Origin of the sequence: Sphingobium indicum BiD32, assembly GCF_000382885.1 — a bacterium.
In the GTDB taxonomy this organism is placed as follows: domain Bacteria; phylum Pseudomonadota; class Alphaproteobacteria; order Sphingomonadales; family Sphingomonadaceae; genus Sphingobium; species Sphingobium japonicum_C.
Window position 1 is genome coordinate 22912 of the sequence record NZ_CAVK010000123.1, and the last position, 21297, is coordinate 44208.

A 21297-nucleotide genomic window follows, 5' to 3' on the forward strand; every position below is an offset into this window, starting at 1 on the left:
CGGGAGATAAATGGCTGGCCCTGCCCGAAGGTTTCCTGAACAGAAGATAAAAGCCGCCAAAAATGCGATTATGTGACGGAAAAAACACGGTTTCTGTCGTCCCGATGAACGAAACCCGACTTATCTGAACCTGCGATAAACACTGGACGTGGCAGGCCAAATCCATTCACAACCAATTCAACCGCCGGACGTTACGTCAGGATCAGATGGAGAAGAGGAGAAAGACGATGACGGGTTTCCGACATCGGATTCTGGCCGTGATGGGACTGGCAGGCGCACTTGCTTTGGGCGGCTGCGCCTATGACGACGGCTATGGTTATGGCGGCGTGAGCGTCGGCACCGGTTACTATGGCGGTGGCGGCTATTATGGCGACGGTTATTATGGCCCGACCGGCTATTATCAGCCCGGCCTCTATAATGGCTGGTACGACAATTATTATTATCCCGGCACGGGCTATTATGTCTACGATCGCGCCGGTCGCCGCCAGCGCTGGAATGACGGCCAGCGCCGCTATTGGGAAGGCCGCCGTGCCGAACGCCGCGATGACCGGCGGGACGACCGTGGCAATGGCCAATGGCGCGGCCGCGATCGCGATGGCCGCGACAATCGCTGGCAGGGCCGTGATGGCCAGCCCGGCAATGGCAACTGGACGAACCGCCCCCGCTCGCCGCAAGGGACGGACACCCCCCGCGGTCGCGGCAACTGGCGCGGCAATGACGCGGTGCGCCCCGCGCCCCAGCCGGGGCTGCGTCAGCCGCAGACACGTCCGCAAACAAGCCAGCCGCGCCCGCAGCGTGACTGGAGCGCCCGTCCTGCTCCGTCAGAACGCGCCGTCCGATCGCGCGCGCCCGGTGCCTCGCGGCAGGAACGTCCCGACTGATGCGGGGTCCGGTACAGGCCGCCGCCTTGCTTTCCCTCCTGCTCGTCGTGGCCTGCGACGGGCGGGAGGAGAGCGCGATCGACAATCTCGCCAACGGTGCCAATGCGGTGCAGGTCGAAAATAACGTCCGCGCCGAAGCGATGGCGGTGATGGAACCGCTGACCCCGCCGGAGCCGGGGACACCGGGCGGCCTGCCCGACGATCGCACCCCGATCGAAGAAGGCGTGATCGACCCTGACAGCGCGCAGGGCGCGGCGCAGGTGGTGCAGGGCTATTTCGGCCTGCTGGAGGAAAAACGCTTCGAGGATGCGCAGGATCTCTGGAATCCTACCGGTGCGATCGGCCAGCAGGACGACGCCCATTTCGCCGCCCGCTTCCGGGGATTCAGCGAAATCCATGCCAATATCGGCGCGCCGACGCAGCCGGATGGCGCGGCCGGATCGGTCTATGTCAGCGTACCGGTACAGATTTACGGAAGGCTCGCGGCCAATGGCAAGCCTTGGTACGCGCTACGGCAAGTGATGCTGCGCCGCGTCAACGAAGTGCCCGGATCAACAGCGGAACAGCGCCGCTGGCATATCGAGAGGATCGGGCCTTACACGCCGCCGGTTGTCGATCCGGCGGATAATGGCGCGGAGGCGGCGCAGGCCGTTTCTGCGACGGATGGCATGGCGGGCAGGCGTTAAGGGCGTTGCCTTGCGGTTACCAACCTCCGTTCGTGCTGAGTAGAGACGGAGCTTGTCGAAGGCTCGTATCGAAGCATCTTGCGCGATCCTTCGATACGCCGCTTCGACTTCGCTCAGCGGCTACTCAGGACGAACGGGGGTAGGTAATGGCATCGCCCGAACAAAAAAGCCCGCCTCCATGCTCTGGAGGCGGGCCTTTTATTCAGCCGTTCAGCCGTTCAGCCGACGGTCGCCTTGACGATCTTGCCCGGCGTGCGCGGCGGCTCGCCCTTGGGCAGGGCATCGACATGCTCCATGCCCGACGTCACTTCGCCCCAGACGGTGTACTGGCCGTCGAGGAAGGTGGCATCGTCGAAGCAGATGAAGAACTGGCTGTTCGCGCTGTTCGGGTTGGACGAGCGGGCCATCGAGCAGACGCCACGGATATGCTTTTCGCGGCTGAATTCGGCCTTGATGTCGGGCAGCTTCGATCCGCCCATGCCGGTGCCGGTCGGGTCGCCGCCCTGCGCCATGAAGCCGGGGATGACGCGGTGGAACACGACGCCGTCGTAGAAACCGTCCTTGGCCAGCGTGGTGATGCGCTCGACATGGCCGGGGGCCAGGTCGGCACGCAGCTTGATGACGACGTCGCCGCCACTGTCGAGGCTAAGGGTCAGGGTATCGTCAGCCATGAAAAATCCTCTCTTGTCGGGGATGGGGTAGTGCTGGCCCCCATATAGAGGTTGGAGGTCGCGATGGAAGCCCGTGTTTTGGGCTTTGGCTGCCTCTGCGCCATTGCAATTATATTGTGCATGGGCGAAAGCATCGCAATGCAACAGGAACCGGACAGTAGGGGGCGCCATGAGCGAGCGCGGCGACACAGCCGAACCCCTGTTGAAGGGGGATGACGCAGATGAAGCGATCGCTGCCGCGGCAGAATCGCGCCATGACGAGGATGACCGGCTAAAGCCCGAATTCGTCTCCGCCGTGCTGGATGCGGTGGAGGAGGGTGACGCCGAACGCGCGCGCGACCTTGTCTCGCCGCTCCATCCCGCCGACATTGCCGATCTTCTGGAACTCACCCCTGCCGACCGGCGTGGCGAAGTGGCGGCCGCGCTGGGCGATCTGGTCGGCGCGGAAGTGCTGTCCGAACTCAATGATTATGTCCGCGACGACCTGATCGGCGATCTGGCGCCCGAACAGGTCGCCGAATTCGCGTCCGAACTCGATACTGACGACGCCGTCGCGATGATCGAGGATATGGAGGAGGCCGACCAGCAGGCCGTCCTCGACGCGCTCGACCCCGAAGATCGCGCCGCGATCGAAAGCGCGCTGTCCTACCCGGAAGAATCCGCCGGCCGCCTGATGCAGCGTGATCTGGTCGCGGTGCCCGAACATATGACCGTGGGTCAGGTGATCGACTATCTGCGCGACAATGGCGACCTGACCCGCGATTTCTGGGAAATCTATGTCGTCGATGCCAAGCATCGACCGATCGGCTATTGCCAGCTCAGCTGGATTCTCACCTGCCCCCGCGCCATCGCCATGGCCGACCTGATGAAGCGCGAACAGACGCTGATCCCGGTCGATATGGATCAGGAGGAAGTCGCGCTGCGCTTCCAGAAATATGCGCTCATCTCCGCCGCCGTGGTCGATGGCGGCGGGCGGCTGGTCGGCATGATCACGGTCGATGACGTCGTCCACATCATTTCCGAAGAAGCGGGTGAGGATATTCTCCGCCTGTCGGGCGCGGGTGAGGGCGACATCAACGAACCGATCCTGATGACGGTGCGCGCGCGCCTGATCTGGCTGGTCGTCAACCTTGGCACAGCCATGCTCGCCGCGTCAGTCGTCGGCCTGTTTGAAGGGACGATCGAACGCTTCGCCATGCTGGCCGCTTTGATGGGCATCGTGTCGGGCATGGGCGGCAATGCGGGGACGCAGACGCTGGCCGTGGTCGTGCGTGCGCTCGCCACCAATCAGCTCACCAGTTCCAACACGGCGCGGATGATCGGCCGCGAATTCCGCATCGCCGCCACCAATGGCGCGACGCTGGGGACGCTGATCGGCATCGGCTCCTACATCATCTACGGGCGGATCGACCTGTCGCTGGTGTTCGGCGCGGCGATCGTGACCAATAATCTGGTCGCGGGGCTGGCGGGTGTGCTGGTGCCGATCACGCTGGAACGCAATAATGTCGATCCTGCCGTGTCCTCCGCCGTATTCGTGACGATGATGACCGATTCGCTCGGCTTTTTCAGCTTCCTGGGGCTGGCCACCCTGTTCCTGCGTTGAACCGCAGGCCGCGCGTCCCCAGATCGCCGCCATGCCGCTGCACATCACCAAGATCGCCTTCCAGAGCGAAAGCCCCGCGACGCTCAAGGCCTGGCTGGAAAGCCATGCCGGTGAAGCGCGCTTGACCACCCGCTATCTGCCCAAGCGGGTCGAGGAGATGGCGGGCGGATCGCTCTACTGGATCCACGACCACCGCATCGTCGGCCGCAGCCCGATATTGGGCTTTGGTGAAACCGGGCAGGGCCGCTACTGGATCCGGCTGGAACCCCGCCTCATCCCCGTCCACCCCATGCCAAAGCGCGCCCATCAGGGCTGGCGTTATCTGGCGCAAGAGGATGCCCCGCACGATCTGGCCGAGGGGGAAGAGGATGCCACCGCCGCCATGCCCGCCGCGATGCTGGGGGAATTGGCGAAGCTGGGATTGGTGTAGGGGAATACCACTTCTCCCCCGTCGATACGCCGGAAGGCGTCCCTGAACTTGTCGCTCCGCATAGCCGCCAGCCATGGAAAGCGCCGGATGATTTCACGCGGCCAGCCTACAAGAAGGGTGACGGCAAAAGCGGTTCGCGCACCGACCATTCGGCATCGCAATAAAATTAGTTTCGGTTCAGGCTCTCAGATCCTGCTGGTGTCGCGCGTGTCCGGCATTCGCAGATAGACGATCAGCGAGACGCCGATCATGGCGGTGACGTACCAATAGAAGCCCGATTCCATGCCGCTTTGCTTCATCCACAGCGCGGCATATTCGGCGGTGCCGCCAAACAGGGTGTTTGCGAGCGCATAGGGTAGTGCAACGCCCAGTGCGCGGATGTTGGCCGGGAAAAGCTCAGCCTTCACGATGGCGTTGATCGAGGTGTAGCCGGTCACGATCGTCAGTCCCGCGAGTACCAGCAGAAATGCGCTGAAGGATGACGTGACGCTCTCCAGGGCCGTGAAGATCAGCGTGGTAAAACAGACGCCCGACACACCAAAGGCAATCAGCAGTGGCTTGCGGCCGATCCGGTCCGACAGCAACCCCGCCATCGGTTGCATCAGCATGTAGACGAAGAGGGCCGAGGCCATGATCGCTGTTGCGGTCTGGCGGCCAAATCCCGCGCTGTTGACGAGGAATTTCTGCATATAGGTGCTGAAGGCGTAAAAGGCGAGGGTGCCACCGGCGGTCAGCGCCATGACCAGAATGACCTCCCGTGGGTGACGGCGGAACAGGTTCCAGCCACTCGACTGCGGCTGTTCGGTCACCTGCGCACTGTCAGTAAAAGCATCGGTTTCGCGCAGGCCGCGGCGCAGGCGATAGACGCCAATTGCCATCAGGCCGCCCATGACGAACGGTATGCGCCAGCCCCAGCTTTCCAGCTGATGTTCGGTCAAAATCAGTTGAAGCAGCAGCAGGACACAGAGCGCCAGCAATTGCCCGGCGATCAGTGTGACATATTGAAAGCTGGAGAAGAAGCCACGCCTGTCATGCTGCGCCATTTCCGAAAGATAGGTCGCGCTGGCCCCATATTCCCCACCGACCGACAGGCCTTGCATCAGCCGTGCAACGAGCAGGAGGGCAGGCGCGGCAACGCCGATGACGGCGTAGCTAGGGATAAGCGCGATCATCAGCGACCCCCCGCCCATCATCATGACCGACAGTGTGAGGCCAGCCTTTCGACCATTTCGGTCGGCATAGATCCCCATCATCCATGCACCGATAGGCCGCATCAGAAATCCAACGGCAAAGATCGCGGCGGCATTCAATAATTGCGCTGTGCTGTCGTCGGTCGGAAAGAATATCGGCGCGAAATAGAGGGTGAAGGCGGAATATACGTACCAGTCATACCATTCAATGAGATTGCCGATCGATCCCCCCAAAATGGAGCGGATCCGTTCCTCGCGCGTGATGTCAGCCCGATCGAAAGATGTTTTTTGTTCCATCCACCCGGTTACGGATGGTGCAGGCCATTCTGCTATCGGTGGTCGGTCATTCGGCTGCGACGAGCAGGATGGAATCGTCGTTCCCGGCGGTCGCGCGGATACCAAAGCTGCTTTCAAGGGCCGTGACGAAATCCTGCGAACGATCGATATGAAACGTCCCGCCAACGCGCAAGCTTGCGAGCGACGGATCGCCGATCACAATGGGTTGCGCCCGATAGCGATTAAACTCCTCAACCGCCTGGGCAAGCGTGTCTCCATCGAACTGCAGCATGCCATCCTGCCAGGCGACCCGCTGTTTGAGCTTCGCGGGATCAAGCTTGTTGACGGCGATGCGCCCCCCCCGGACGGCGGCGCTCCGCCCACTGCCGATCTGCCGGACAGGCGATCCGCGATTCTCGACGGCCACGATCCCCTCGATCACCGTCAACTCGGTCAAGTCAGGCCGCAATCGGATATTGAATATGGTGCCTACGGCGCGGACATGGGTGCCATCTGCATCCACGATGAAGGGGCGATGCTTGTCATGCGCGACATCGAACCGCGCTTCCCCTTGGAGGAGCTTGATGGTTCGCACATCGTCCCTCAGCGCGACTTCGACCGAGCTTGCGGTATTGAGGTGAATGATCGATCCGTCAGCCAGTCGGATCGCACGGGTTTCGCCCAGCGCCGTGCGATAATGATCGACGGTGCCGTAATATCTGAGGCCGACGGTCCCGGCCACACCGGCGAAAGCGGCGGCAGCGCCCCATTTGAGCGCCGTGCGCCGGTCGAAAACGATGCCGCGCGACGGGCGGCCATTTCCGTCACCCGTGGTTGCGGGAGCGATGGAAGGCGAAATGACGGCGTCGTCGATTTGCCCTGTCGGCAGTTCAGCAAGCCGTTCGGACAGTTCCCAGCCAGCCTCTGCCTTGGCAAAGGCGAAGCCATGGGCAGGGTCGAGCGCGACCCACGCATAGGCCTCCGACCAATCTTCAGCGGCGTCGCTGGCCCGCGCCTTGAGGAACAGCCGAACCGCTTCGGCCTCGATCGCCTCCGTCTGCTCCGCGCTTTTGTAGCGACCAACCAAATCCAGACCCCTCAAACTGTCCGATAGCATGCATTATCTTGATGGCCGCGCGCGTCAAATGCTTGTCCACGGTGAATACGGAGAGCTCCATCTCTTCTGCTATCTCCTTGACCGATTTGCCTTGAACGCGCCGCAGGACGAAGGCGCGGCGACATTGCGGCGGCAATGAATCAAGGATGGCCTGAAGATGTCGCAGTTCGTCGCGGGCATGAAGCGCCTCCTCGGTCGAACGGTCAACCTGGAGCATGTCCAGTTCGGCCATCAATTCAAACGATACGATCTTTTCGCGGCGGGCCTCGTCGGCGAGCAGGTTGCGCGCGATCTGGAACAGGAATGCCTTGCCCGTATTGGCCCGGCTTATATCTCCCCCTGCGTAAGCGCGTGTCATGCACTCTGCCACGATATCGTCGACGTCGCAGGCTCGCGACATGACGCGGCGCAGGCGGGCGCGAAGCATTCCCTCGAACGGCAGTATCGATGCCTTGAACCAATCCAGCCTTGCTCTGACAGATGCGTTGTCCATCGGTTTCCCTTGTGACGATCCTACTTCATTCTCGCGGCAGGTCGGCGGATTCTTCATGGTCTGATGCACCGCAATAAAAATGAGATAATTTGAAGCCTCGCTAGCAGAGACGTGTGCGCGCCCCGTTACCACAATCGAGGAACAAAAATTTCACGGGGGTTTCATGACGCGGAACTATTTTCATCTCGCCGGCTATGCCGCAGCAACAATGATTGTTGCGGGCGTCCAGCCTGCCGCCGCCGCCGACGCGGTCACATTCAAGATCCCGGCACAGTCGATGCAGTCGGCTCTGGCGCTGTTCGCCAAACAGTCGGGCGTGCAACTGCTTTTCCCTTATGATCAGGTTGCCGGGATGCATGCCCAGTCGGTCAACGGAAAGCTGACGCCCGACGCGGCGCTCGCCCGTCTGATCACCGGCACCAGCCTGAAGGTGACGCTTTCCAACAGCAATGTGATCGCCCTGGCTGTTTCGGGCCGAACCAATCGCGCCCGCCCCGTCGAAGTCGCCAGCCTCGGCGTGACGGGCCTGGCCCTGGCGATGCAGGGCGCGGCGTCGGCTACCGCCGCGCCGCCGCAGGAAGCGGACGTGGGACCGGCGCAGACGATCGTGGTGACCGGATCGCGCGGCCTCTCCCGCACGGTGGAGGACAGCCCGACCCCCATCGACGTCATCAAGGCCGAGGAACTGACCAAGACCGGCAAGCCGGGCCTGCTCTCGGCTCTCAATACACTCGTGCCATCGTTCAACGTGCCAGCACGCGCGGGCGGCGGCACCTCGACGGTCATCTCGACGGGCGGTCTGCGCGGCCTCAACCCCGATCAGACGCTGATCCTGGTCAACGGCAAGCGTCGCCACAAGACCTCGCTCATCAATGCGGTGTCGTCGCTCTATAATGGCTCGGTCCCTGTCGATCTCGACATGATCCCAACCTCTGCCGTCGACCATATCGAAGTTCTGCGCGACGGTGCCGCCGCACAATATGGATCGGACGCCATCGCTGGCGTCATCAACATCATCCTCAAAGATGATAGCCATGGCGGCACCGCCAGCTTTTCCGCAGGTCAGAACATGGACCGTAGCGATGGCGAAACCTTCGTCGCCGATGCCAGCATCGGCACCAGGCTTGGCGAGGATGGTTTTGCCGATTTCTTTGTGAGCGCCAAGAAGCAGTCGGCGTCAAACCGTGCGACCGAAATTGGCGAGTGCACGATGACGACCCGCGCCAACTGTCTCTACACGCCCATTAATGGCCAGATCGATCCGCGTGACTTCACCGCCGACCGTCTCGTGACCAAGAATTACGGTGCGTTTCCCGCCGAAGCCATCAGCCTGGGCTATAATGCCGGCTATGATCTGGGCACGGTCAAGATCTACTCGTTCGGGACGTTCGGTCAGCGCGATTCCACGCTTGATTACACGTTCCGCCGTCCATCGGCACCGGAATCCCTGCCGGAAGTCTATCCCAACGGCTTTCGTCCGCGCCGCAACATCCGCGAGCAGGATCTTGAATTGCTGCTCGGCGTCAAGGGTGAGCTATCCGGCTGGGACTGGGATCTGAGCAGCGGCTACGGCAAGAACCGCTCGCGCCAGGAGGGGTCGAACACCATCAATTCATCGCTTGGTCCGACAAGCCCGACTGAATTCTATATTGGTTCGCTTATCTCGACCGAGTGGAATACCAGCCTCGACGTCACCAGGGGTTATGACGTGGGCGGCGGCAATCTTCAGTTGTCCGCTGGCGTCCAGCACCGTCGCGAAACCTATGAAGTGGCGGAAGGCGACGAAGCCAGTTCCGCGCTTGGAACCTATTCCTACGTCAACGCCAACGGCGTGCGGGTGACGCCCGAAACCGGCGGCCAGGCGGCCAACGGCTTTACGGCAGAGGATGCGGGCAAGCTGTCGCGCAACAATCTGGCGGCCTATGTCGATGTGGCCTATGATCCGACCCGCGACATCACGATCGGCGGCGCCGTGCGCTTCGAGCATTTCGACGACTCATCGGGTGACACGCTGATTGCCAAGCTGAACGGTCGCTATGCCGTCACGCCCTGGCTTTCCCTGCGCGGCGCGGTGAGCACTGGCTTCCGCGCTCCAGGCCTTGCCCAGCAAATTTATGCGACCACGACTGGCCAGTTCCGCATCGTCAATGGTGAACAGGTTCGTTTGCAGATCAAGACGTTGCCAGTCGCCTCCGAAGCCGCCATCGCATTGGGTTCGCAGCCGTTGACGCCGGAAAAGTCGACGAACCTGAGCGCCGGTTTTGTGTTGAAGCCCTTGCGCAACTTCACACTCTCGGTCGATGCCTACCAGATCAAGGTGAAGGATCGGATCGCGATTACCAGCACGCTGACAGGCAGTGCCGTGACCGCCATTCTCGTCGCCAACGGCCTCTCGCCTTATCTGAGCGCCCAATATTACACCAATGCGATCGACACCCGCACGCGCGGAATCGACGTGGTTGCCACTTACAACCATGAAATTGGCAGTATTGCCAAGATGGATTGGAATGTCGGATATAATTACAACAAGAATATCATCACCGGCATCATCGACAATCCTCCTGAACTCAGCGCCATCAACTTCGCGCTGTTCGACCGCGTTTCGCAGGCAAACCTGACGGAAAATCTGCCCAAGACCAAATTCTATATCGGCAATGTCCTGACCATGGGCGACTTCTCGCTGAGCACCCGCGTGATCCGCTACGGGAAAGTGGCCACGCTTCAGAATGACAGCACGCGCGATCGCTTCTTCGGCGCGAAGTGGATGACCGATGCGGAACTGACCTGGAAGGTCAACGACACGCTGGGCGTCAGCGTGGGCGCGAACAACCTGTTCAACGTCTATCCCGATGCGAATGGCATCGCGAGCGCCGCCAACGGTTCGGGCTTCTATCCCACGACGATCCCCTACGGCTTTACCGGCGGCTATTATTACGGACGCCTGACCCTTTCCTACTGAGGGAAAGGCTGGTTTCCGCGTCAATTGAAATGAACTTGATCTAAAAGAAGGATTGCACATGCGTTCGGTAGCAGCGGGTCTAACGCTGGCGCTGGCTATGCTGGCCGTTGGGACGACCATCCCATCGGCCAGCCAAGCCCAGGCCCAATCGACTGCCCAGAATCGATATGGCAGCGGCGAAATCCTTTGGGACAGTTTCGGTGTTCCCCATGTCTATGCCAAGACAGAGGCAGGCGCATTCTACGGCTTTGGTTTTGCCCAGGCGCAAAATCATGGCGACATTTTGCTGCGCATGTATGGCGAATCCCGCGCCAGGGCGGCGGAATATTGGGGTGAAAAATTCGCCAAGCAGGACGAATGGCTGATCGGCAACGATGTGCCGGAGCGAGGCCGGGCCTGGTACAAGCTGCAAACTCCGCAGATGCGGGCCAATCTGGATGCCTTCGCCGCAGGCGTTAATGCCTATGCGAAAGCCAATCCCGACAAGCTCGACCCGCAAGTGCGCCAGGTGTTGCCGCTGACTGGCATCGACATCATCACCCATGCGCACAAGCTGATGAACTTCCAGTATATCGCGTCGGATCGCCGCGTTCTGGCCAATCCCGACACCAACGAAGCGGGCGGCTCCAATGCCTGGGCCGTGGCACCCTCACGCTCCGCCAGCGGCAACGCGATGCTGCTCGCCAACCCGCATCTCCCCTGGGAGCCGGGTCCGCTCACCTATATGGAAGCGCATATCAATGCGCCGGGCATAGCCATCTATGGCGCAACGCAGGTCGGCCTGCCGGTGATGCGCTTCGGTTTCAACAATGACCTGGGCTTCACCAACACCGTGAACACGATGCTGGGCTATACCAGCTATGCGCTGACCCTGGCCGAGGGCGGCTATATGTTCGACGGCAAGACGATGCCGTTCAAGACCGCGCAGAAAAGCTATAAGGTCAAACAGGCCGACGGTTCGTTCAAGACTGTAAGCTTCACCCAGCGTTACGCGGTTCAGGGTCCGGTATTCGACCTGCCCGGCGGCAAGACGACGGTTGCCGTCAAGGTGGCTGGCCTCGACCGTCCGGGCGTGCTCCAGCAATATCTGGACATGGGCAAGGCGCATGACTGGGCGGGGTTCGAGAAGGCACTGCGCCAGATGCAGGTGCCGATGTTCAACATCGTCTATGCCGATCGCGGCGGCCATATCCTCTATCTGGATAACGGTATCCTGCCCAAACATGCCGATGGCGACATCAAATATTGGTCGAGGCCGGTGCCGGGCGACACCTCCAGGACGCTGTGGACTGACGTCCATAGCTATGACGAGATGCCCAAGGTGCTCGATCCCGCGTCGGGCTTTGTCCAGAACGCCAATGATCCGCCATGGCTCTCGACCTGGCCTCGCACGCTCGATCCCAAGGCTTACCCGGCCTATGTCGCCAATGTCGGGCCGGTCAGTCAGCGTGCCCAGATGTCGATCAGGATGCTGAGCGAAGGACCAAAATTCTCCTTCGAGGAATTTGTCGCGAAGAAGCACGAAACCCGATCCCTGATGGCCGACCGGATGATTCCGGTCCTCGTCCAGGCAGCGCAGGGCAATAATGATGCGGACGTCCGACAGGCTATCGACCTGCTCAAGGCCTGGGATCATCGCGACACGGCCGACAGCCGGGCTGCGTTGCTGTTCGAGACCTGGGCCGCGATCTTTTCGCCCAATAATTTCACCGATCAGCGCAACTATGCCGTGAAATGGACGATCGACGATCCGCTTCAGACCCCGCGTGGCCTGAAGGATCCTGTCGCTGCCATCGGGATGCTCAAGCAGGCGGTGGCCAAGACCAAGGAACTTTATGGCGCGGTCGACCGCCCCTATGGCGAAGTGTCGCGCTTCCGCGTCGGCGACGTCAGCCTTCCTGGCAATGGCGGCTTTGGCAATACCGGCATCTTCCGGACCATTACCTGGGAACCGATGAAGAATGGCGAACGCAAGCCGCGTGCGGGCGAAACCTGGGTTTCGATGATCGAGTTTGGCACGCCGATGAAGGCGATGGGCCTGATGAGCTACGGCAGTTCCAGCCAGCCCCACTCCAGGCACCGCACCGACCAGCTGCAATATCTGTCGGAAGGCAAGCTGCGGACGCTGTGGATCGACCGCAAGGATGTCGAAGCCCATGTCGAAGAAACGACCCGGTTCTGAAGGGCTGACGATGATCCGAAAGGCAATCCTCTCGGCCTGCGTCGCACTGGTGGCGGGCACCTCCATGCCCGCCTCCGGTGCAACCGATGCCCGGCAGAGCCACGAGGCCATGATCGTCCTCGATACCCATTTCGACACGCCGGCCAATCTGGGGCGGCCCGGATGGAGCATCATGGATCGCCATGTCGAAGCCATCGACGGTGATCAGGTGGATGTGCCGCGGATGGCCGATGGCGGTGTGGATGGCGGCTTCTTCGCCATATTCACGGCATCCGGGCCGCGTACCGAGGAAGGAGATCGCGCCGCGCGCGACTTCGCCCTGCGACGCGGCGTTCAGATACGGGAGATGATCGCGCGTCATCCCGAAACATTTGCCCTGGCAATCACCGCCGACGACGCGGAAGCTGCCGTGCAGCAGGGCAAGCGGTTCGTTTTCCTCAGCATGGAAAATGGCTATCCGTTCGAGCGCGACATCAGCCTCATGTCGGCCTTCCGCAGCCTTGGCGTCACGATGATGAGTCCCGTGCACACCAGGAACAATGATCTGGCTGACAGTTCCACCGACACGCCTGAATGGAACGGGCTGTCGCCTGTCGGCAAGGCGTTCGTGGCGGAGGCTAACCGGCTCGGTATCCTGATCGACCTGTCCCACGCTTCCGATGCGGTCGTGCGTCAGGCCGTGGCCCTGTCGAAGGCACCGATCATTCTTTCCCATTCTGGCATGCGCGGCGTTTTCGACCATCCGCGCAACATCCCGGACGCCGAAGCGAAGCTGATTGCGCAGAAGGGCGGCGTCATCCAGATCAATGCTTTCAACGCCTATATGATCGCCACGCCGTCGATACCGGAGCGGGAGGCCGCGCTCAAGGAACTGATGGCGGGATTCGCGTCGGGGAGGGCGCTCTCCAGCGAGCAGCGTCGCGCGCTCATCGCCAAGCGCAAGGCGATCGACACGCAATGGCCGGTGCCCAAGGCCGATTTCGACGATCTGATGGCGCATATCCTGCATGCCATCAAACTTGTCGGGATCGACCATATCGGCATCAGCGGCGATTTCGATGGCGGCGGCGGGGTCGAAGGATTTCGCGACATCACCGATTTCCCCAAAGTGACCGCCGCCTTGCTGAAAGCGGGCTACAAGGCTGACGATATCGCCAAATTATGGGGCGGCAACGCCCTGCGCGTCCTGCGTGCGGCGCAGGCTGCCGGAGACCCCGGCGTCAGTCCCGCGATCCCGACCACAAACTGATACCCAAGCGGCTCCGATCCGCCCCATCATGAAAAGGAACCGCCGTGAAGAATTCGAGCAAGATACGCGCGAAAATGGCCATGCTTCTCCTGTCGAGCGCCACTTTGACAGCCCGCCCCGCGATTGCCGACGCGCCTGAAGGGCAGGGCTTTGTCGCAATCCAGCGCGACCTGTTCGACGAAGCGGGATCGCTCTCCAACGCATGGGCCGATTTCGACAAGGACGGCGATCTGGATTTTGCGGTTACGATGAAAAGCGGTGCGATCCACCTCTATCGCAACGACAGCGGGACTTTCGTTGCCGTGGGTGAGGCGATGGGGCTTCCCGTTGCGGGCGGCGAATTCCGCGCAATCAGCTGGGGCGACTATGACGGCGATGGCTGGCTTGATCTGTTTGCAGGCTCCTCGCTTCCCGCCAAGCCGAGCGCGCTCTTTCGCAATGTCGGCGGCCAGCGCTTCGAGAATGTGGCGGAGCAGGTCGGGCTGACCGTTCCGGACCGTGCTTCACGACAGAATAACTGGATTGATCTGGATGGCGATGGCGACCTGGATCTCTATGCGACGGATCGCATCGGTAAGAACCGGCTGTTTCGCAACGATGGCGGGCATTTTGTCCAGATCCTGGCTGACGCCGCGCCGACCATCTTCAAATCGACCGTTGGCGCATGCTGGCTCGACTATGATGAGGATGGCGACATCGACCTGTTCCTGGCGAACCAGTCGGGCAAAACAGACTCGCTGTTCCGCAACGATGGCGACGCTTTCACGGATGTCGCACCGCAGCTTGGAATGGACCTGCCCGGCCGTGCCAAGGAAGATGGCAGCGTCGGTTGTGCCGTTGGCGATTATGACAATGACGGCCATCTCGATATCTTCGTGCCCAATTATGGCAAGAATGTCCTGTGGCGCAACGATGGCAAGGGCGGCTTTACCAATGCCGCGCCTGCATTGGGGCTGGACGTGGAAAATCATGCCGTCGGCGCTTCATGGGGCGACTATGACAATGACGGCTTCCTCGACCTTTACGTCACCTCCTATCATGGCAAGACCCCGAACCAGACGCCTGCTGACGCGCTGTTCCACAATGAGGGCGGCAAGCGTTTCGTGAACGTCATCGACCAGCATCCGATCGTCAATGACGGCGATCACGGGGTCGAATGGGTGGATTATGATGGCGATGGTGCGATCGATCTGTCGGTGACGCACGGCTATAGTGCTGTTGGCGGCCATTTCCTGTTCCGTAACATGATGCCCAAGAGCCAGGCCCAGCGCAGCCTGAACGTCATGGTGCTCGATGCGGCGGGGCGTGCCATGCCGGGCACCGAAGTCAGGCTATATGACAGCCGCAGGAAAATTCTGGGCACGCGGCAGGTTTCGACAGGCGGCGGCTATGGTGCCCAGAGTGTGACGCCGCTGCATTTTGGTCTGCCATCGATGCAGAAACTGTCGATCGCCGTTACCTATGCCGGGGGAGGCAAGCGCAAGGTCCAATGGCTGCGCAATATCGATCCGGCGCAGTATGAAGGCAAAGCCGTCCTGATCAGGGAGCGGCGCTGAAGGCCGACCGCTCGCATTGCGGTCCGCAATTTCTCGATAGCATGACCTGGGATCGCTCCGGCTGCATTGCGCGGCCAGGGCGATCCTCTTGGCAATTTGCGATTATTTCAGTGCTTCTGGTGGTGACGGCTTGGGCAGGGGGTTGGGGACGTGGCGCGGCATGAAGATGCGCCCGTCCTGCACCACGATATTGCCGTTACGGATGACCATGTCGACCTTGGCCAGATCGTCCAGATTCTGGTCGGGGTTGCCCGCCACCACGATCACGTCGGCAAGCTTCCCGGCCTCCAGCGTGCCCAGCTTGTCACCCATGTCCATGATCTGCGCGTTGACCCGCGTTGCGGCTATCAGTGCCTTGGCCGGAGTATAGCCCGCCTTCTGCAGGAATTTGAGGTCGGCAATATAGATATTGGGGGTGCTGGCGAAGGCACCGCCGATATTATCGGTGCCAACGCCGATCGTCACCCCGGCCGCGATCATCTTCTTGAGCACGTCGTAATTGGTCTGCGATGCCATCGAGAAGCGGCGCGACGCCGTGCCGGCATAATCGCCGCGCGTATCGAACCCGCCCTGATAGACCTGCATCGTCGGAATGGAGGCGATCCCCTTCTGCGCCATCATCCGGATCGTCGCGTCGGTGCGCGGCAGCGGATGCTCGATGGAATCGACACCCGCCTCGACCGCCATGGTGGTATAGATGGTCTCGCAATCGCATGTGACCTTGAGGCCAAGGCGATGCGCTTCCTCTACTGCCGCTTTCACCTCGTCGGGGGCAAAGTGGCTGGCGATCTTGATGTGACTTGCCCCCATCTTGAAGGTTTCGCGTACCGCCTTGCGCCAATCATCCGCGCCGTCCGCCTCGCGGGTATAGGCGGCCGAATGGATCGGTGTCAGCGGCCGGTCGGCGGCGTGGCCGCCGGTGCCGGTGATGATGTGGCCAGCGGCAAAGACGCGCGGGCCGGGCGCCATGTCCTTTTCCAGCCATTCGCTGATGACATAGGGCGCGGCGAGCGGCCCGCTCATGTCGCGCACGGAGGTGATGCCATTCTCCAGCAGCATCTGTAGGCTGCGCAGCGCCCGCAGCGTCGCATGACCCTCGTTCACCGTCATGTCGGCGGGCGTCTCCGGCGTCGGATAGGTCGAATGGACATGCATGTCGATAAGGCCGGGCATCACCGTCTTGCCGCTAATGTCCACGATCGTCGCTTCGGCGGGCCAACTCGTCGATCCCGCTGGCAGGATCGACACGATCTTGTTCTGCTGGATGACGACCGACCCGGCATAGGCCTGGCTCTTCACCGCATCGAACACCCGGCCGCCGGTCAGCACCAGCGTACCCTTGAAGCCCTGCTCGCGCGCCTTGGCGGGGGTGCGCTGCGGGTTGTCGGCCGTCACCTGCGTAGGGAATTGCACGGTACGGCGATCATGGAACTCCTGCGCCAGGGCGGTGCCGCCCAACAGCCCCCCGATCAACAGGGCACGGGCGAGATGGCGAGTGGAGTGGATCATGACGAAGGTCTCCTCGGGATCAGGGCAGGGTGTCGCGAAAGGGACGGCGGATGGCCCCTCAACATGCAGCCTGGGCCATCCCCCTGTCGCGACGACCCGCCTTCCAAGACGCAGCCTGGCGTGAAATCCTCCCGGTAAAAGGGCGGGTGAGGAAATTCCGCGTTTCTATGGCTTTGGCTGTACCGGAATAATGAGGGTCGTTCGTATTGATAAGCGTAGGGATCGGACCGTTTCGGCAAGGCGCGCGATCCCGGACAACGCGGCACGGGAGTACGGACGGGGCGGGTTCATCTTGGGAATGCGGACAGCTTTTGAACATATGTTCGCGCGAACGGGGATTACCGCCGCGTCAGCCATGCTGTGCCTGCCAACCATTGCCGAAGCCCGAACCGAAATCGCTGTGCCCCGGCAGCGCCTCGAAAAGGCGATCCAGCAGCTTGCCTTGCAAAGTAGGCGGCAGGTCATTTTCTTCCCGTCCTCCCTGACGCAACAGATGTCGCGGCCGGTTGCGGGCCGCCTCTCCTTCGAGGATGCGCTGCGCCGCCTGCTCGCCGGGACCGGCCTCACCTTCCGGCAGGGGCGGGGCGGCGTCACCTCGATCGAGCCAGCACCCCAGGACGTCGCGCCCGGCGACGGCGGCGCACTTTCAGAGGACCTGCCATCCCGTTCCGTCGACCTCGTCGTCATCGGCTTCCAGCCGACCGATCTGGTCGCTCTCGAAAGCGATGTGCAAGTGCGCCCAACCCGCTTGTCGCTGGATGGCGTGATGGAGGGCAGCGCTGCGACCAACGCCCAGCCTGGCAGTTCGGGGCAGCAAGGCATAGTCGTGCGCGGCATCGGCACGGCGGGCGAAGCCACCACGGTTGTCTATTTCGGCGACGTTCCCATTTCCGGGCCATCAGGCACCGGCAGCGACAGCGCGCGCTCCACCATGGACCTGGCGATGGTCGATATCGCTCGCGTCCAGATTTCGCGCACGTCGCGGGGTACGGAACATGGCATGGGTGCGCTGGCGGGAGAGGTCGAGGTCGAACCCGAAGCGCCCCGGCTTGGCACATGGCAGGCGACCAGCACGGCTGGCCTTTCCCTGCTGCGCGGTGGCGATCCGGGCTATCAATTGTCCGGCACGATCAATGCACCGATCGGGGCCAGTGCGGCGATCCGGCTGACGGGTTATGCCCACCGCGCAGGCGGCTATGTCGACAATGTCCGCACGGGGGGACGCAACCTCAATGACGACGCTCTGCAAGGTGTCCGCCTCATCGCGCGCGCCAGGCCACTCGGCGATCTCGACATGTCCGCCATGCTGGTATGGCAGCACCGACGGATCGACGATGGCGCGATGTGGTCTCGCGCGCTTGGCCGGTATAATACGGACCGGCACTTTGCAGCGCCGACCACCCATGATTTTCTGCTGGGCCGGTTCAAGGTGGAAAAGGGACTGGGCGGTGCCCGACTGACAGGCATCTCCTCCTTCTATCGCTGGCGCCTCGACCGCAATTATGACCGCACCAATCCTACGCTGCTCCAGGCGCAGGATCCTGCGGCTTGCCAGCGTTTCTTCGATCTGGCCGACACGGCATGCGACACAGGGCAGGTCGGCGCATTTGCCGACCATGTCGAAAGCCTGACCCCCTCGCTCCTGCACATTCCCATCACCCTGCGCCGTCTTTCACAGGAGGTACGGATCGAAAGCATCGGCGATCAGGGGCTGGGCTGGAAGGCTGGCGCGCTGATCGACCATAGATCGGAACGGTTCACCAGCGGCCTGTCCATCTATGATGGCGACGACACGACACCCCCCGACTATTTCGGCCTGCGGCAGCTTTCGATCGGTCGGCTGCAAACCTCGGCCTTCGGCGACATTGGTTATCGCGAAGGCGGCTGGCAGGCCTCGCTTGGCCTGCGCTACGACCGGCACCGGGTCTCCTCGCGCAACGACGTGCTGGTGCCCAACATCATCAGCGGATCGATCGACAGCTGGCCGCGAACCGTGAAAAGGTCGCAAGGCGTACATGCCAGGGCGCATCTCGACATACCCATCAGCGCGCGCGCGACCTTTCACGCTCAGGTAACGCGCAGCTTCCGACCGGCGGGGGTCAATATCGCCTCGGTCCTGCTGGAGGATCGCCGGACCTTTGAAGGCGATTCGCTATGGGGGGTCGAGGTCGGCGCCAAGCTGCGCTGGTCGCCTGGGCTTTCGCTGACGCTGATCGGCTATATGAACACCTGGCACGACATGCAGTATCGCGCACTGTCGGAAAATCGGTCCCACGCCTATATCGTCAATGTCGGCACGGTGGCGATCCGGGGGGCGGAACTGGAAATGATCGCCCGCCCGTCCGACGGCGCGACGATCAAGCTGGCGAGCAGTTTCATCTATAGCCGGCTGGAGAGCGTGAGCGATGCCGGCCCGCTGGTTGGGGGTGCGGCGACGGGCGAGTCCATCCCCTTCGTATCATCGCATCGATCGACCCTGTCGGTCAGCCAGCGGTGGCCGCTGGGCGGGGACCGGAGCTTCTCCACGAACGCGAATGTGCAATATCAATCGGGATATTGGTCCACCTTCAACCGGCGCGATCCCGATTTCCTGGCAACCAAGGGCTTTGTCCTCATGGGCGTGGAGGGTGTTTATCGCGCGGACCAGTCGTCGGTAACGGCCTCGATCCGAAATCTTTTCAACGATCGCGCGGATTTGCGCGCTTTGAATAATGGGTTTGGGATCGGTCAAACGTTAAGTGCAAGAGCACGGGAAATAGTGATTGCCTGGACAAGGCAGTGGTGACGATGCCGACGGGCGGCAGCATGCAGGGACGATTAAGGGGCCGGAGAGGGCATCGCTATCAATCGGGGGGCAGCAGCAGCCATGGACCGTTCAAGCAGTTCGCAACCAAAGGCGGCGCCCCCCGCATCCGGGCTGACGCATGATTTGATCGCCTTCACGCCCGCGCTGCGCACCTATTTCGCGCGCAAGACCCGCAATATGAACATCGTCGATGATCTGGTGCAGGACGTCATGGTGCGCGTCCTGGCGCGCCGCACCCAGGACGAGATTGAAAATCCGCAAGCCTATCTGTTCCGCACCGCCGCCAATGTCCTGCGCGACAAGGCGCGCCGCGACATGGTACGAAAAGTCGAACAGCAAAAAAGTCTCACCGAATTTGATCATCCTGTTGAGGAATGTTCGCCCGATCGCGTCATATTTGCCAGGGAAGAGATAGCGCGTCTGATCGCGGTGCTGCAGGAACTACCCGAACGGACCCGCGACATCTTTCTGATGAAGCGGTTCGACGGATTGTCTCACGCCGAAATTTCGGCGCGCGTGGGATTGTCGGTCAGTGGTATTGAAAAGCAGATCGCAAAGGCCGTATCGCATCTCGCCCGGCGAATGGCCAAGTGAAAGGGTAAGAGCGCTCCCATGCCTGATCGGTTCGACGTTGCCGCGTCCTATCTTGCGCGCATCCAGTCGGGGACGGATAGCGTCTCTGCGCGCCGGGAACTGGATGCCTGGCGGAACGCCGCGCCCGAAAATCGGGACGCAGCGGACAGCGTGTTCGCGGCATGGGATGCGGCCGGATCGGCGGAGACATCGCCTGAAATGCAGCAGATGCTGGCCGACATGCGCGCACGCTACGACCAGCCCGGACAGGATCGGGGCGGCGCCTGGAAGGGCTGGGCGATCGCGGCGGGGCTGGCGGCGATGCTGTCCGTCCCCGCGACGCTGTGGATGATCGATCACCGCCGCACCGCCGATACCGTGCAGCGCCCGGTGCAGTCCGCCGCGATCGCCGACGCGACGCGCATTGCGAACACCGATGGCGGCCGCCGCACCGTCCGGCTTGACGACGGATCGCGGATCACCCTCGACGTCGGCAGCGCGGTGCGTGTCGCCTATTCGACAGGGCATCGCGCGGTCACGCTGGAAAAGGGGCGCGCCCATTTCGTCGTGCATAAGGACAAGCAGCGCCCCTTTGTCGTGACGGCAGGGCGGTTGACGGCGACGGCGGTAGGCACCGCCTTCGACGTGCGGCTGTCCACCGGCGGTGAAGAGGTGATGACGTCCGAAGGTGTGGTCCGCGTCGTCACCCGGTTTCCCGCGGGTACAGGCGGCCATGCAACCTTGCTCAACGCTGGCATGAAACTGACGCAGAATGCAGCTTCGGTCGCGGTTGCGTCGATCGATGTCCTGCACGAAACCGCCTGGACCGACGGCAAGATCATCTTCTCGGGTCATTGCCTGTCGGATGTCGCTCGTCAGATGAACCCTTATGGTCGGTCGAGCCTCGTCGTTGGCGGCGACGCTGCCAATATCGCGATCAGCGGGGTATTCGACCTCGACAATGCCGACGGGTTGGCCGAGGCGCTGGAAAATCAGGGGCTGGCCACTGTTCGCCACGATGGCAGCCATATATTCCTTTCCCGCGCTGGTGCCACCGCCCCGGTCTCCTGCCGGACGAAGGCCTCAAGCACCCGATCATAACCGCATGGCGCAAAA

The 21297-nt window shown here is 62.0% G+C and carries 16 protein-coding genes; 11 read left to right on the forward strand and 5 right to left on the reverse strand.

Annotated features, from left to right (window positions below):
• The first annotated feature begins 227 nt into the window (after window positions 1–227).
• Both EBBID32_RS12225 and EBBID32_RS12230 read left to right on the forward strand, forming a co-directional pair.
• Window positions 228–881: a hypothetical protein gene (locus EBBID32_RS12225; RefSeq protein WP_006957701.1), complete on the forward strand. Its 654-nt coding sequence runs from the start codon at window positions 228–230 to the stop codon at window positions 879–881.
• The gene (locus EBBID32_RS12230) at window positions 881–1567 is read left to right on the forward strand and encodes a hypothetical protein (RefSeq protein WP_006957702.1); all 687 of its coding nucleotides are present in this window, start codon (window positions 881–883) and stop codon (window positions 1565–1567) included. The genes EBBID32_RS12225 and EBBID32_RS12230 overlap by 1 nt, the downstream gene beginning before the upstream one ends.
• Window positions 1568–1785: 218 nt before the next feature.
• Here the strand turns inward: EBBID32_RS12230 and EBBID32_RS12235 are convergent, their stop codons facing one another.
• Entirely contained in the window at window positions 1786–2238 is a 453-nt protein-coding gene (locus EBBID32_RS12235) for a peptidylprolyl isomerase (RefSeq protein WP_006957704.1), read from the reverse strand.
• Between the two features lie 169 nt (window positions 2239–2407).
• On the opposite strand from EBBID32_RS12235, the gene mgtE reads away from it, so the two are divergent.
• Both mgtE and EBBID32_RS12245 read left to right on the forward strand, forming a co-directional pair.
• Window positions 2408–3841: a magnesium transporter gene (gene mgtE, locus EBBID32_RS12240; protein WP_006957706.1), complete on the forward strand. Its 1434-nt coding sequence runs from the start codon at window positions 2408–2410 to the stop codon at window positions 3839–3841.
• A 31-nt stretch (window positions 3842–3872) separates the two neighbouring features.
• The gene (locus tag EBBID32_RS12245; protein WP_006957708.1) at window positions 3873–4271 is read left to right on the forward strand and encodes a DUF1489 family protein; all 399 of its coding nucleotides are present in this window, start codon (window positions 3873–3875) and stop codon (window positions 4269–4271) included.
• Between the two features lie 185 nt (window positions 4272–4456).
• Here the strand turns inward: EBBID32_RS12245 and EBBID32_RS12250 are convergent, their stop codons facing one another.
• From EBBID32_RS12250 to EBBID32_RS12260, 3 genes are read right to left on the reverse strand one after another with little or no spacing between them, the layout of a single operon-like run.
• Entirely contained in the window at window positions 4457–5758 is a 1302-nt protein-coding gene (locus tag EBBID32_RS12250) for an MFS transporter (protein ID WP_006957710.1), read from the reverse strand.
• A gap of 46 nt (window positions 5759–5804) precedes the next feature.
• On the reverse strand, window positions 5805–6824 hold the full coding sequence (locus tag EBBID32_RS12255) for a FecR family protein (RefSeq protein WP_051093338.1): 1020 nt from the start codon (window positions 6822–6824) through the stop codon (window positions 5805–5807).
• Window positions 6730–7404 carry an RNA polymerase sigma factor gene (locus EBBID32_RS12260; protein WP_231382183.1) on the reverse strand — a complete coding sequence of 225 codons (675 nt, stop codon included), beginning with the start codon at window positions 7402–7404 and terminating at the stop codon, window positions 6730–6732. Before EBBID32_RS12260 ends, EBBID32_RS12255 begins: the two co-directional genes overlap by 95 nt.
• 106 nt (window positions 7405–7510) lie before the next feature.
• Here EBBID32_RS12260 and EBBID32_RS12265 point away from each other — a divergent pair, with 106 nt between their 5' ends.
• The 4 genes from EBBID32_RS12265 to EBBID32_RS12280 all read left to right on the forward strand — a co-directional run bounded on the left by EBBID32_RS12265 (window position 7511) and on the right by EBBID32_RS12280 (window position 15293).
• A complete protein-coding gene (locus tag EBBID32_RS12265) occupies window positions 7511–10306 on the forward strand; it encodes a TonB-dependent receptor (protein WP_006957716.1) in 2796 nt (931 codons plus the stop codon).
• A gap of 58 nt (window positions 10307–10364) precedes the next feature.
• Complete coding sequence (locus tag EBBID32_RS12270) at window positions 10365–12488, forward strand: acylase (protein ID WP_006957717.1); 2124 nt, start codon at window positions 10365–10367, stop codon at window positions 12486–12488.
• On the forward strand, window positions 12463–13737 hold the full coding sequence (locus EBBID32_RS12275; protein WP_231382184.1) for a dipeptidase: 1275 nt from the start codon (window positions 12463–12465) through the stop codon (window positions 13735–13737). Before EBBID32_RS12270 ends, EBBID32_RS12275 begins: the two co-directional genes overlap by 26 nt.
• 74 nt (window positions 13738–13811) lie before the next feature.
• On the forward strand, window positions 13812–15293 hold the full coding sequence (locus tag EBBID32_RS12280; RefSeq protein WP_156022547.1) for a CRTAC1 family protein: 1482 nt from the start codon (window positions 13812–13814) through the stop codon (window positions 15291–15293).
• A gap of 102 nt (window positions 15294–15395) precedes the next feature.
• Here EBBID32_RS12280 and EBBID32_RS12285 read toward each other — a convergent pair whose 3' ends face one another.
• Entirely contained in the window at window positions 15396–16802 is a 1407-nt protein-coding gene (locus EBBID32_RS12285; protein ID WP_006957723.1) for an amidohydrolase family protein, read from the reverse strand.
• Between the two features lie 319 nt (window positions 16803–17121).
• On the opposite strand from EBBID32_RS12285, the gene EBBID32_RS12290 reads away from it, so the two are divergent.
• The 3 genes from EBBID32_RS12290 (at window position 17122) to EBBID32_RS12300 (ending at window position 21282) form a co-directional block, all read left to right on the forward strand.
• Window positions 17122–19587 (forward strand): TonB-dependent receptor domain-containing protein, encoded by a 2466-nt coding sequence (locus EBBID32_RS12290; RefSeq protein ID WP_037490452.1) that lies wholly within the window; start codon window positions 17122–17124, stop codon window positions 19585–19587.
• A gap of 81 nt (window positions 19588–19668) precedes the next feature.
• Window positions 19669–20202, forward strand: coding sequence for an RNA polymerase sigma factor (locus EBBID32_RS12295; RefSeq protein WP_006957727.1), 534 nt, complete (start codon window positions 19669–19671; stop codon window positions 20200–20202).
• Window positions 20203–20220: 18 nt separating this feature from the next.
• Window positions 20221–21282: a FecR family protein gene (locus tag EBBID32_RS12300; protein ID WP_006957729.1), complete on the forward strand. Its 1062-nt coding sequence runs from the start codon at window positions 20221–20223 to the stop codon at window positions 21280–21282.
• The last annotated feature ends 15 nt before the right edge of the window (window positions 21283–21297 follow it).

Bases quoted from the DNA above. Each gene is read 5' to 3' on its own strand.
- EBBID32_RS12225 (WP_006957701.1), top strand. From the start codon at position 228: ATGACGGGTTTCCGACATCGGATTCTGGCCGTGATGGGACTGGCAGGC.
- EBBID32_RS12230 (WP_006957702.1), top strand. From the start codon at position 881: ATGCGGGGTCCGGTACAGGCCGCCGCCTTGCTTTCCCTCCTGCTCGTC.
- EBBID32_RS12235 (WP_006957704.1), bottom strand. From the start codon at position 2,238: ATGGCTGACGATACCCTGACCCTTAGCCTCGACAGTGGCGGCGACGTC.
- mgtE (WP_006957706.1), top strand. From the start codon at position 2,408: ATGAGCGAGCGCGGCGACACAGCCGAACCCCTGTTGAAGGGGGATGAC.
- EBBID32_RS12245 (WP_006957708.1), top strand. From the start codon at position 3,873: ATGCCGCTGCACATCACCAAGATCGCCTTCCAGAGCGAAAGCCCCGCG.
- EBBID32_RS12250 (WP_006957710.1), bottom strand. From the start codon at position 5,758: ATGGAACAAAAAACATCTTTCGATCGGGCTGACATCACGCGCGAGGAA.
- EBBID32_RS12260 (WP_231382183.1), bottom strand. From the start codon at position 7,404: ATGAAGAATCCGCCGACCTGCCGCGAGAATGAAGTAGGATCGTCACAA.
- EBBID32_RS12265 (WP_006957716.1), top strand. From the start codon at position 7,511: ATGACGCGGAACTATTTTCATCTCGCCGGCTATGCCGCAGCAACAATG.
- EBBID32_RS12270 (WP_006957717.1), top strand. From the start codon at position 10,365: ATGCGTTCGGTAGCAGCGGGTCTAACGCTGGCGCTGGCTATGCTGGCC.
- EBBID32_RS12275 (WP_231382184.1), top strand. From the start codon at position 12,463: ATGTCGAAGAAACGACCCGGTTCTGAAGGGCTGACGATGATCCGAAAG.
- EBBID32_RS12280 (WP_156022547.1), top strand. From the start codon at position 13,812: ATGGCCATGCTTCTCCTGTCGAGCGCCACTTTGACAGCCCGCCCCGCG.
- EBBID32_RS12285 (WP_006957723.1), bottom strand. From the start codon at position 16,802: ATGATCCACTCCACTCGCCATCTCGCCCGTGCCCTGTTGATCGGGGGG.
- EBBID32_RS12290 (WP_037490452.1), top strand. From the start codon at position 17,122: ATGTTCGCGCGAACGGGGATTACCGCCGCGTCAGCCATGCTGTGCCTG.
- EBBID32_RS12295 (WP_006957727.1), top strand. From the start codon at position 19,669: ATGGACCGTTCAAGCAGTTCGCAACCAAAGGCGGCGCCCCCCGCATCC.
- EBBID32_RS12300 (WP_006957729.1), top strand. From the start codon at position 20,221: ATGCCTGATCGGTTCGACGTTGCCGCGTCCTATCTTGCGCGCATCCAG.